Source organism: Flagellimonas hymeniacidonis (assembly GCF_008040165.1).
GTDB classification, from domain to species: domain Bacteria; phylum Bacteroidota; class Bacteroidia; order Flavobacteriales; family Flavobacteriaceae; genus Flagellimonas; species Flagellimonas hymeniacidonis.
Genome location: NZ_VRUR01000002.1, coordinates 375,798 through 388,080, shown reverse-complemented (window position 1 = coordinate 388,080; position 12,283 = coordinate 375,798). Strand labels below are relative to the sequence as shown.

Genomic DNA, 12,283 nt, shown 5'->3' with positions numbered 1-12,283 from the left:
TAAATAACCTTTTCAACTACAATACTCAATTAAAAATTAAAGCTCTTTATAAGAGCACCTAAATAATTAAGATTATGAAAACGATTATAAACACAAAATACATAAAAAATTTAGCTTTTGCAGCTTTGGCTTTGTTATCACTAACTGCTTTTGGACAGGAAGAAGAAGAATCAAAACCAAAATTTGAATTTAGTGGAACAGTTGATGCGTATTACCGAACCAACCTTACTGCACCCAACGGTGAAGATGCCATAGCCCCTGGGTCTTCATTTGCCAATTTAGACGGGTTTTCTTTAGGTATGGCCAATGTAATCGCCGCGTATGAAGGTGAAAAAGTTGGGTTTGTGGCTGATTTGGTTTTCGGCCCAAGAGGATCAGATGCAACATTTAACTCACCACAATATTTGAACTCTGCCGGAGGTGGTACTGGTGAGGTCATTAATCAATTATATGTATACTGGAATGTAAGTGATGCAGTAACCTTGACTTTTGGTAATTTCAACACCTTTTTAGGGTACGAAGTAATTTCTCCTGCAGCTAATTTCAACTATAGCACATCCTATTTATTTTCTTACGGCCCTTTTAGCCATACTGGTTTAAAGGCAGACTTTGATTTAGGAAACGAGTGGTCGGCAATGCTTGCTGTTATGAATCCTACGGATTTAACCGAACTTAACGGCACAGGCGATTATGCCGTTGGTGCACAATTGGGATATTCAGGACAATTCTTAAATTTCTTGTACAGTCAAGGTGGTTTTGAAGTTGATTATACAGGTGGATTTGATTTGTCTGAAGATTTCTTTTTAGGAATAAATGCAGCACACTTTAGTCAAGAAGATGACGGAGGAAGTTTTACAGGTGTGGCATTGTACCCGCAACTGGCTACTTCAGAAAACTTTACTATTGGTCTTCGTGGAGAATACTTTATGGAAGGCGATTTCTTTGGAGCAATTGGAGCTTCAGACGCCGATGGAGATTCAAGCGTGTTGGCAGTGACATTAACTGGAAGTGCAACTATTGGGGATTTAATCCTAAAACCTGAAATACGGTTGGATAGTGCTTCAGAAGATGCTTTTATCGATAATGATCTAGCTCCAACAGGAAGCTTAGCCTCAGTTCTTTTTGCCGCTATATATTCTTTCTAGACCCAAAAAATACTTTTTAATGCTAATAGAAAGCCTTTTTCCAAATGGATTAAGGCTTTTTTAATCCTTAACAAAATCTTTCACTCCTGCTCTCACATTAGTTCTCAAATAATTTTGCCTTGGCACTAGAGGGCAGGAGTACTTTTTATTGTACACGCAATATGGATTATAGGCCTTATTAAAATCAATTAGAATAGTGTCTCCCTCAGGAATGGTCAAATCAATATAGCGTCCACCTCCATACGTTTCACTACCATTAGTATTATCTAAAAAAGGCAAAAAGAGGTAGTCTTTAAATTTTTCTTGGGACAGCAAAGCTGGGGTCTGATAAATCTCCAATTGATGTTGGGTGCCATTTAATTCAAAATGAGCAATACCATAAACAACCTCTTCTGTTTTTTCATCAGTGGTTGTATCCAATAAAAAAGGAACTGCATCTGGAGTACGTTCAAATTTTGCTTCAATGATGTAGGTGGTATCCGGTTCGAAAAAATCCAAACCTTCAAAATCCTTTCTAAATCTGTCAGGTAATGGCGATGTTTCCGGGTTTTTGAAAGTGGCATTCAACTCACGTTGAAAATCCATTATTTCGTTTACCCTTATTGATTTAGACTTCACCTCCTTAGTTGAAGTATGATATTTTTTATCTGGGCCACAAGCCAAAACTAAAAACACTAAAGTCAGCATCCCTGTTTTCATATCCACATAAATTATTTGTGGTAAAAGTAGCGGAAATCATTCTTAATAGTACCTTAGTACCATCTCCCAAACAAAATATTTTATCCATGCTAAAAAAACTAGGTGTTTTAACACTTCTTGTATTCTCCATTTCTTGCATACAAATAAAACAGGATGGAGATATCGCATTAACTACGCAAAGGGAATTTCCAGAACTGGCCCCTAACAGGTACAATGTTGCATTTTTAATTATGGATGGCGTGTACAACACCGAATTTACCGCTCCTTATGATATCTTTCAGCATACCCAGTACAGAAAGAACATAAAGGCAATGAACACGTTTACGGTTGCGAATACCATAAATCCCATCACCTCCTTTGAAGGAGTTCGGATTCTCCCGGATTTTGATTATACGCAAGATTCCATTCCAAAAATTGATATCCTAGTGGTACCTAGCGCGGAACATCATTTAGATACGGATTTGGAGGACAGCACTATGATAGCCTTTGTTGAAAAGGTAAGTAAAGATGCGCTTTTTGTCACCTCACATTGTGATGGCGCTTTTGTTCTTGCCAAATCTGGGGTTTTGGACGATGTAGTTTCCACAACCTTTCCCAGCGATATTGAAAAATACAAGGCCATGTTCCCCCAACTTAAGGTAAAAGACAGTGTGCTTTTTGTTCACGATGGAAAATTTATCACTTCTGCGGGAGGAGCTAAAAGTTTCGAAGCTGCGCTCTATTTGTGCGAATACCTCTATGGAAAGGAAATTGCCGAATCTCTGGCTGGAGGCTTGGTTATTGATTGGGACTTAGAGAATGTGCCTAATCTTATTCTTCAATAATATCATAACGGGCATCCTTTAAATATTTGGACACCAATTTATTAAACTTTGGCGTTATCCTAAGTAAGGCTGTATTTTCCAACTTATACAATGTATCCATATCCTTAAATCCATTTTTTAGGGCTTCTTCCAAGTAAAAGAGAGCTGTTCCAAAATCCTCATTTTTTGCACTCAGTGATATTATTTTCAGATAAAACTCAAAATTTTGCGGTTCCAATATTGTTTTTAGCATATATAAAAGCGCCAACGCATCTTCATCTATCAAAGATTCGGAATTTACGATATCAATATTATCTTCAGCCAAAGCATTTACATACCCAAGGAGTCTATTCCCCATTTCTTTCTCATAGCGATTACTCCCAGAGATGAATTTATCTATTTCACTTTTTTGATAGTTCCACCAACCCAAATTATTGAAATTGTGGGTTACCACGTCCTCTTCAATATAATATTGATAATCTTCCTTTAGCAAGGTTTCCTTAAAAAAAGCTGCATTTTCGGCTCTTTTCATCCCTCTAAAAACCTTATCTCGACGTAAATCTCTCTGGACCGCCCGTAAAGAATCCAGGTTCTTATGAACTCCATAGGTGGCCATCATCTCGCTCATATACTGCTCTGCTTGCAGCAATTTTTGCGTATTTTTTAGCTGATTCACTTTTGCAATGTCTTCTTGGAAAGCATTTTCAACATATACAGAATCCTTTGCAATTACCCTTTTACCCATTGAAGACAAGGTAAATAATTGCAATGCTTTTTTTAAATAATCAAGACTCGGCCAATCGGTTTGTTCTTCATATATCAGTACTTGATTCGGAAATCTGAATCGGTCCAAAACCTTTTTTATAGCTAGCATTTCCGTAAAGTTGTAGTTATTCTTATTGGTCATACCAACAAAATGAAACGGACGTTTTACGCTTAGCAAATCCGTATTAGCAATAGATGCTCCAATAGAAATAACACCTTTTACATCTTTTATAAACACTGGAACTAAATTCGCAAAACGGGCACCTGAGGAGGCCCCGGCAGTGTATATTCTAGATCTATGAATAGGGAGAATGTTAGCCACTCTTTGCACTACCTTACTTGTTTTGATCATACTATTGGACAACGAGACACTATCCAAAATTTGAGGTGCAGCCAATATATATCCTTCTGCTTCTGCAGCCTGAACAAACATAGATAATGCTTGTTTTTCCTTTCCATTTAAATCAAAAATCAATAATAAGGGCCATTTTTTATCCGTGGTAAAATTCGTTGGTAAATAAAGTGAATAGGTATCTGTAGCAACCGAATCATTGACGGGCAAAGCCTCTAGAATTGTTCCTTTTTTTAAAACTAATTGTTGGGCTAACGCAGATTGCAAGAAAACTGCGGAAAGAAAAAGTATAGCATATTTTTTTTTCATAACTCTTCAACAACAAAAATCTGGCCAAAAAGAAAAGTTTTTGTGGTCCTTTAAAAATAATCTAAAATACCTAGTAAACCTTACCATTTTTAATTGGAGCATTGGCTACAATGTTAGACAAGACTATATGTGTTCTACATTCACCATAAACGATCAATTCATCAATAAATTTCTCTAGATGCGACTGATCTTTTAAGACCACCTCCATAATAATGTTTTCGTTTCCCGTAATTCGGTAGCAATTGACCACTTCATCAAACGATTTCACCTTGCTTAAAAACGGTTTTAGCTTGCCCATAAATGCCCTCAACATAATAATAGCTTTTAGCTGATGGCCAGCCATGGCATATGAAACGCTCGCACCATAGCTTTCAATAATCCCAAGGTCTTCCATCTTTTTTACCCGTTCGGCCACAGCAGGTGGTGTTAACCCTACTTTACGGCCTATATTCGCAAAAGATTCCCTTGCATTTTGCTGCAAATAGCCCAAGATTTCCCAGTTTAAACCATCTATCTTCATATTTAAAGTAAAAACAGTTTTTAATTAATATTCAAAAGCAATTACTCTTTTTTACTTTGTAAAACAAAGGTACAATATCTTTTTCAGATGTAATTTTATGGTTACAAATTGCTTTGAAAAAATGGAGAGAAATTCGTTAAATTCTCTGGGTGTATATCGTAAATCAATAGCCTTACGCGACTTAAGCGAAGCTATTGCTGCTTATTTTTCCCATAACAAGGACATCTTGGCCTTCACAAAATACGACAGTTTTAGGGACGATATAACGCAATCCTTGATGACAGATGCCGTACTTATTACCAAGGAAGTTGAACAAGCCGCCTTGAGTAACTCGTATTCTGTACGAATGAAAAGCTTGACTTTCATCAATATCATGACCCGTAATATTTTGGCCTATTGTAATGGTCTTGAAAGGGATGGGGTTAAAGAAAAGGAGTATTTAAACCTTTTAAGAAGGGAAATTAAGACCTTTAGAACTTCATTTAAAAAGTGGAGAAAGTCTTTCCAAAATGGAAGTGACTAATCCATTTTACTTTTGAATCAGCATTTACATATTACGGCGATATTGCCCTCCCACTTCAAATAATGCTTTGGTGATCTGTCCAAGCGAGCAGTATTTACTTACCTCCATTAGCTTCTCAAAAAGATTTTCATTGTTTATAGCGCTTTGTTGAAGTGCCGTAAGCTGAAGTTCAGCATCAGTTTTATGCCTAGTATGTAAACTTTGCAGCGTTCCTATCTGATTTTTCTTTTCCTTTTCTGTAGCACGAATGACTTCCGCAGGCAATATGGTTGGAGACCCTTTAGAACTTAAAAAGGTATTCACTCCTATTATAGGATATTCACCAGAATGTTTTAGTGTTTCATAATGTAAGCTTTCTTCTTGAATTTTGGAACGCTGGTACATCGTCTCCATGGCTCCCAAAACCCCACCACGTTCGGTAATTCTATCAAATTCCAACAATACGGCTTCTTCAACCAAATCCGTTAACTCCTCGGTTATAAAAGAACCTTGCATCGGGTTTTCATTTTTAGCCAACCCCAATTCTTTATTGATAATCAGCTGGATAGCCATCGCCCTTCTCACCGATTCTTCAGTTGGTGTTGTAATAGCTTCATCATAAGCATTGGTATGAAGGGAATTGCAATTATCGTAAATAGCATAAAGCGCTTGCAATGTTGTCCTGATGTCGTTAAAGTCGATTTCTTGGGCATGAAGGCTTCTACCTGAGGTTTGTATATGGTATTTCAACATTTGTGCCCGTGGATTGGCGCCATATTTTTCTTTCATGGCCTTTGCCCAAATTCTTCTTGCAACCCTGCCAATTACAGCATACTCTGGATCCACCCCATTAGAAAAAAAGAAGGAAAGGTTAGGGCCAAAATCGTTAATATCCATTCCCCTGCTTAGATAATACTCCACATAGGTAAAGCCATTGGACAGTGTAAAGGCAAGTTGGGTAATCGGGTTCGCTCCAGCTTCTGCAATGTGATATCCAGAAATGGAGACAGAATAGAAATTCCTAACCTGATGCTCAATAAAATACTCTTGTACATCACCCATTAGTCTTAGCGCGAACTCTGTTGAAAATATACAGGTGTTTTGCGCCTGATCTTCTTTTAAAATATCGGCCTGTACCGTTCCCCTAACTTGGTTAAGAGTCTGTTGTTTAATATCACGGTACACATTTTTGGGTAGGACCTGATCTCCGGTAACGCCCAACAGCATAAGACCAAGTCCATTGTTCCCTTCGGGAAGTTTGCCAAAATACGAAGGTCTTGCCTCTTTTTTCTTTTTGAAAAGTGCTGAAATTTTTTGTTCTACCCCTTCTTGGAGGTTATTTTCTTTAATATACTTTTCACAATTTTGGTCAATAGCAGCATTCATAAAAAATGCCAAAAGCATCGGTGCTGGCCCATTTATGGTCATACTCACCGATGTCATTGGGTTACTTAAATCGAATCCTGAATACAATTTTTTGGCATCATCCAAACAGCAGATGGAAACTCCTGCATTTCCTATTTTTCCATAAATATCTGGTCTATGGTCTGGGTCATTTCCATAAAGGGTAACAGAATCAAATGCGGTAGAAAGGCGTTTTGCCGGCATATCCAGACTTACATAATGAAAACGTCTGTTGGTTCGCTCTGGACCTCCTTCTCCCGCAAACATTCTTGTTGGGTCCTCCCCTTCACGTTTAAAAGGATACAGTCCAGCGGTATACGGAAACTCACCAGGTACATTTTCTTGTAAACTCCATCGTAAAACATCTCCCCAAGCTTGATATTTTGGCAATGCCACCTTTGGTATTTGGCTATGGGACAATGATTCGGTATGTGTTCTAATATTAACCTCTTTTCCTCTTACCTTAAAAGAATAAAGTTCGGATTTGTATTTATTTACTTTTTCATTCCATTTTAAAACTGTTTCCCAATGATGAGGATCAAGATTCATTTTAACCTTGTCAAATTCTTTAATCAAAAGGGATAGAAAATCTTTATCACTTTCTTGTTTGGCAGAAACCAAAATCGCTTTTTCATCCAATCCAGATTTAGTTAAGAGGTGTTTTTCGGCTTTCCCTAAATCCAAACCTACAACTGATGCAATGGTTAAAAAGATACCATACAGCTGTTGTGCAATGTTAACTTGATCCTCTACTTTCGCATCAAAAGAACGGTTGCTCTCTGCAATCTCGGACAGGTATCTTGTTCTTGCCGGAGGAATTACAAATATCTTTTCTCCCATTTCATGAATAACCTCAAAGTTTGAAACCAAAGTGGAGCCAGCTTTTGAAACCAATGTACCCATTAATACTTTGTACAAAGTATTCATACCAGGGTCGTTGAACTGGGAAGCAATTGTTCCAAAAATTGGAAGGTCATCTTGTTTTACATCCCACAGACCATGGTTGCGCATATACTGTTTTTTCACATCTCTAAGCGCATCCAAAGCCCCTCTTTTATCAAACTTATTAATGGCCACTACATCCGCAAAATCCAGCATATCAATTTTTTCAAGCTGCGTAGCGGCCCCAAATTCGGGGGTCATTACGTATAATGAAACATCACTATGTTCAAGAATTTCGGTATCTGATTGGCCAATACCGGATGTTTCTAGAATAATCAAATCAAATTGTGCGGCTTTAAGTACTTGAACTGCTTCGGACACATGTTTGGATAATGCCAAATTGGATTGCCTTGTTGCCAAGGATCGCATATAGACCCTTTCATTGTTTATGGCATTCATCCGAATTCTATCACCCAATAAAGCACCCCCAGTTTTTCTTTTGGAGGGATCTACGGAAATAATACCAATATGCTTGTCCGGGAAGTCACTTAAAAAACGTCGGACCAACTCATCTACCAAACTAGATTTTCCAGCTCCACCAGTTCCCGTTATCCCAAGAACAGGGGTTTGATTTTTATCAGTGCTTATTTCTGTTTGATATTGCTCAAATTCTTCATGCCTGTTTTCAGCTAAAGAAATCAGTCGAGCTAATGTATTCTCATTTCTACTTAGGAGTAAATCTTGGATTTTTTTTCCTTTTGGAAGTACTAAACTTGGCACTTTGGTATCACAACGTCTTACCAAATCATTAATCATTCCTTGAAGCCCCATTTCCCGGCCATCATCCGGTGAATAAATCCGTTCAATCCCATAATCCATCAACTCCTCTATTTCCTTAGGAAGAATAACGCCGCCCCCGCCGCCAAATATTTTAATATGACCTGCTCCTTTTTCCTGAAGCAAATCGAACATATACCTGAAATATTCGTTATGTCCTCCTTGATATGACGTCATTGCGATGGCATTTGCATCTTCTTGAATAGCGCAATTCACTACCTCTGCAACACTCCTATCATGTCCTAAATGAATAACTTCAACACCCGTGGCCTGTATAATCCTTCTCATGATATTAATGGCGGCATCATGACCATCAAACAACGATGCTGCGGTGACTATTCTAATCTTATTTTTGGGCTGATATGGGTTTATTTGCTCCATTGACAAAAAAGGGTCTGATTTAGACACGCAATTTACAGAAAATGCAAGTTATAATTGATTTTAGTTAGAATTTTATAAAAATCACTTGGCCTTTGAGTTACTTTTTTTGAATATCATAATTTTATCCCATTAAATAATCACCATGAAACTCACCATACTCATCCATTGTCCAGATCAATCTGGAATTATAAGTTCAGTGACCCATTTCATTCATGGAGAAAAAGGAAACATTATTTATCTGGATCAACATGTTGACAAGGAAGCAGGAGTGTTTTTCATGCGCTTGGAAAGTGATTTTGAAAACCATATTGAATTATCAGTTTTTAAAACCCAATTTGAGGAAAGGTTGGCCAATAAATATGATATGCATTGGGATATCTATAAAGATGGAACAAAACCGAAAATGGCCATTTTTGTGTCTAAATACAATCATTGCCTTTATGACCTGTTAAGCAGACATAATTCTGGCGAGTTGTTAGTGGATATCCCTTTTATTGCCAGCAATCATGATGATCTAAGATATATAGCTGACCAATTTCAGATTCCATACTTCCATATACCGGTTTCAAAAGAAACTAAAGCTATCGCTGAAGAGAAGCAATTGGATTTATTAAAGGAGCACCAGGTAGATTTTATTGTTTTAGCCAGATACATGCAAATTTTATCTCCGAAAGTAATAGATGTTTTCCCACAGAAAATTATCAATATTCATCACTCATTTTTGCCGGCGTTCGCTGGCGCGAAACCCTATCATGCAGCATTTGAAAGAGGTGTCAAGATTATCGGGGCAACAAGTCATTATGTAACGGCTGAACTTGATGCCGGGCCTATTATCGAACAGGACGTCACCACAGTTTCGCATTCTCATTCCATCAAGGATTTTATTGCCAAAGGACGAGATTTGGAAAAAATTGTATTATCTCGTGCTGTTCAGCTACATGTGGCCAGAAAAACAATTGTTTACAACAATAAGACCGTGATATTTTCTTAAATATCCATTCCAAAAAATTGATTTTTTGGTCATTAGCAGTATTTTCACAGTAACTATAAAAAGTATAAACATGAAACGAATACTGCTTATTCTTGCTGTTTTTCAGCTAGTTGGTTGTACAGAACTACAACAAGTTGTAAATCAGCTACCACAAACTACAGGTATTGGAAATGCTGAAATTGCCCAAGGATTACGTGATGCGTTAAATCTAGGAATTGAAAAACAGGTCAATAAATTAGCGATTAAAGATGGCTTCTTTAGAAATGAATTGGTGAAAATTTTACTTCCTGATGAGTTAAAAAAAGTTGACAAAACCTTAAGAGATGTTGGTTTAGGAAATTTAGCTGATGAAGGCCTTCGTATTCTCAACAGAGCTGCCGAAGATGCTGTAAAAGAAGCAACACCCATTTTTGTTGATGCCGTAAAGGGTATAAACTTTGGAGATGCGAAACAAATTTTATTAGGTAATGATAATGCCGCTACTGTTTATTTAGAGCAAAACACCAAAACTAAATTGTATGATAAGTTTAATCCCATTATCAAGAATTCCTTTAAGAAAGTGGGAGCTGACCAAATTTGGAATAAAATTATTACTAGGTACAATAAACTACCCCTTACCACTGATGTAAATCCAGATTTAACGGATTATACAACCCAAGAAGCCTTGGATGGTGTCTATACCATGATTGCCATCGAAGAAAAAGAAATTAGGACTAAAATTGGATCTAGAACTACAGAATTGTTAAAAAAGGTGTTTGCTTTGCAAGATTAATTATAATTTTTTCTTAATTATGCAATAAATAAGAACGAATATCGTTTTTATCACAATAATCCAAAGCAATTATAACATATTCCTAATATTAAATTAACCTTTACAAAAAGGTGGAATAAGAGTTTTGCAACGAATTATCTGAGTTAGCATTTTTTTGAGTTAGTTAGTTTAAACCGGTGTACGCACCGGTTTTTTCATTTGTACAAATTACTACTAATCAACCATTTATTGGCATCAAAATTAGAAATCAAAAAAAAGGGCAAAAGGTAAACTATTATCGGGGATTACGGTTTTTAAGATTTATTTAACATTTCAAGTTGGTTTATTCACTAATTTCAAAGAAGGCTAATTCACTAACTTAAATGAGAAGATCAGGCTCCCTTGTTTTTCTATTTTTTCTTCTATGCTTGTCTTGTATTGCAAAGACAAACAAAAACAATGCCGAATTTGAAGATAAACTAACCCCTATTGTCCTTCAAGATTCTTTGGAATGGGCAGATTACTACTACAACATTCATAGATATAAAAAAGCTATAAAAATCTATGAGAAGAACCTGTACAACCCAAACATTGAAAAAACCCATGTTCTCAAGAAAATTGCTTTAAGTCAAGCCGCTCTTGAAAATCCTCCAGAATCTATAGATAATCTAAATGAATATCTTCAGTTGGAGTTTAATCCCAATTTTCTCTTGAATGAAGGCTTTGATCCCATTCGCGAATCTGCTGAATTTAATGGGATTTTTGAAAAAGTAATCCCAAAAGTTACCACTTGGTCATTGCTCTACCTATTTGTTGCCTTGATTGGGTTTTATGTAGTGTTTCTTATTAGTTTAAACAAACAGATTCATCCTACATCGAGAATTCTGATTGCCCTTTTTATTTTTATTCATTCCTTTTTTATTCTGCATTTAAGCATAAATAGAGCAAATTATATGTTTGCTTATCCCCATACCTATTTAATGTCCACATGGGCCTCCTTTTTATATGGCCCTTTACTATTTTTCTACTTCAAAAACATTTCCGAGAAATACACCTTTAAACGTTCAGATATTCTTCATCTGATACCCACTATAATTCTACTAAGCTATTTAACTTTTAATGTGTATCTATTTTCTGGGGAAAGCAAGATTCAGCTTATGCTTACCAGGCTTCAAAATGGGCTTAACCCACAAGACTCTGCCAAACTTTTTTTATTGGTGGTTCTAAAAATTATTTCCCTTACTATCTATGGCTATTTCATCAGACAGGTCTATTTAAAAAGTAAGCGAGAAAAGCTTTTGGATTCAAAGAATCAGATATGGCAGAAAAACGTATATCACATACATATTTCGTATGTATTAACCTACTCAGCCTATGGGCTGGTAATCATTAACGGGTATACCTCTGGCATTTTATTTGACACTTCAATAGCAGCTATGGCTTTAATGGTTATTTATGTAGGATATTCTGCCAACATACAACCAGACGTTTTTAGTGGTGCTTATGCATACAGAAATAGATTATTCCCGAAATATGAAAAATCGGGGCTCACTCCAAGTCTATCGCATGAATTGAAAGAAAATCTAGTGTATCTGTTTGCCGTGGACAAGATTTACAAAGAAAATCATATCAATTTAGATATGGTAGCCCAAAAACTCAATACAACCCGTCACAATGCGTCACAAATAATCAACGAGCATTTTAAGGTGAGTTTTCACGAGTTTGTAAATATGTACCGAATCAATGAGGCCAAACAATTGCTTTTGCAAGACAAATCTAGGAGACTGAACATTATTAATGTAGCTTATGAAGTAGGGTATAATAATAAGGTAACATTCAACAAGGCCTTTAAGAAGGATACCCAATTAACGCCTTCGGAATTTCAAAAAAATGTGATACAGGTTTAAGTAAGTTGGGTAAGCTTAAATCGGTAAGGTAAAGG

General features: G+C 36.5%; 10 protein-coding genes. 6 read left to right on the top strand and 4 right to left on the bottom strand.

The features are described from left to right. The first annotated feature begins 74 nt into the window (after nt 1–74). The gene (locus FVB32_RS10555; RefSeq protein ID WP_147743764.1) at nt 75–1,145 is read left to right on the top strand and encodes an outer membrane beta-barrel protein; all 1,071 of its coding nucleotides are present in this window, start codon (nt 75–77) and stop codon (nt 1,143–1,145) included. Between the two features lie 60 nt (nt 1,146–1,205). Here the strand turns inward: FVB32_RS10555 and FVB32_RS10550 are convergent, their stop codons facing one another. Beyond that, entirely contained in the window at nt 1,206–1,844 is a 639-nt protein-coding gene (locus FVB32_RS10550; RefSeq protein WP_147743763.1) for a DUF1684 domain-containing protein, read from the bottom strand. A gap of 86 nt (nt 1,845–1,930) precedes the next feature. Here FVB32_RS10550 and FVB32_RS10545 point away from each other — a divergent pair, with 86 nt between their 5' ends. Beyond that, complete coding sequence (locus FVB32_RS10545; protein WP_147743762.1) at nt 1,931–2,668, top strand: DJ-1/PfpI family protein; 738 nt, start codon at nt 1,931–1,933, stop codon at nt 2,666–2,668. On the opposite strand, the gene FVB32_RS10540 is transcribed toward FVB32_RS10545, so the two are convergent. Next, nucleotides 2,655–4,073 (bottom strand): alpha/beta hydrolase, encoded by a 1,419-nt coding sequence (locus FVB32_RS10540; protein WP_147743761.1) that lies wholly within the window; start codon nt 4,071–4,073, stop codon nt 2,655–2,657. The two genes, FVB32_RS10545 and FVB32_RS10540, sit on opposite strands and share 14 nt — an antisense overlap. 70 nt (nt 4,074–4,143) lie before the next feature. Further along, nucleotides 4,144–4,593 carry an Lrp/AsnC family transcriptional regulator gene (locus FVB32_RS10535; protein WP_147743760.1) on the bottom strand — a complete coding sequence of 150 codons (450 nt, stop codon included), beginning with the start codon at nt 4,591–4,593 and terminating at the stop codon, nt 4,144–4,146. Nucleotides 4,594–4,714: 121 nt separating this feature from the next. On the opposite strand from FVB32_RS10535, the gene FVB32_RS10530 reads away from it, so the two are divergent. Beyond that, nucleotides 4,715–5,116 carry a hypothetical protein gene (locus FVB32_RS10530; RefSeq protein WP_147743759.1) on the top strand — a complete coding sequence of 134 codons (402 nt, stop codon included), beginning with the start codon at nt 4,715–4,717 and terminating at the stop codon, nt 5,114–5,116. 24 nt (nt 5,117–5,140) lie between these two features. On the opposite strand, the gene FVB32_RS10525 is transcribed toward FVB32_RS10530, so the two are convergent. Beyond that, nucleotides 5,141–8,599, bottom strand: coding sequence for a methylmalonyl-CoA mutase family protein (locus FVB32_RS10525; RefSeq protein WP_147743758.1), 3,459 nt, complete (start codon nt 8,597–8,599; stop codon nt 5,141–5,143). A gap of 142 nt (nt 8,600–8,741) precedes the next feature. On the opposite strand from FVB32_RS10525, the gene purU reads away from it, so the two are divergent. The 3 genes from purU (at nt 8,742) to FVB32_RS10510 (ending at nt 12,248) form a co-directional block, all read left to right on the top strand. Then, the gene (purU, locus tag FVB32_RS10520) at nt 8,742–9,590 is read left to right on the top strand and encodes a formyltetrahydrofolate deformylase (protein WP_147743757.1); all 849 of its coding nucleotides are present in this window, start codon (nt 8,742–8,744) and stop codon (nt 9,588–9,590) included. Nucleotides 9,591–9,660: 70 nt separating this feature from the next. Continuing rightward, complete coding sequence (locus FVB32_RS10515; RefSeq protein ID WP_147743756.1) at nt 9,661–10,362, top strand: DUF4197 domain-containing protein; 702 nt, start codon at nt 9,661–9,663, stop codon at nt 10,360–10,362. Between the two features lie 362 nt (nt 10,363–10,724). Beyond that, on the top strand, nt 10,725–12,248 hold the full coding sequence (locus FVB32_RS10510; protein ID WP_147743755.1) for a helix-turn-helix domain-containing protein: 1,524 nt from the start codon (nt 10,725–10,727) through the stop codon (nt 12,246–12,248). The last annotated feature ends 35 nt before the right edge of the window (nt 12,249–12,283 follow it).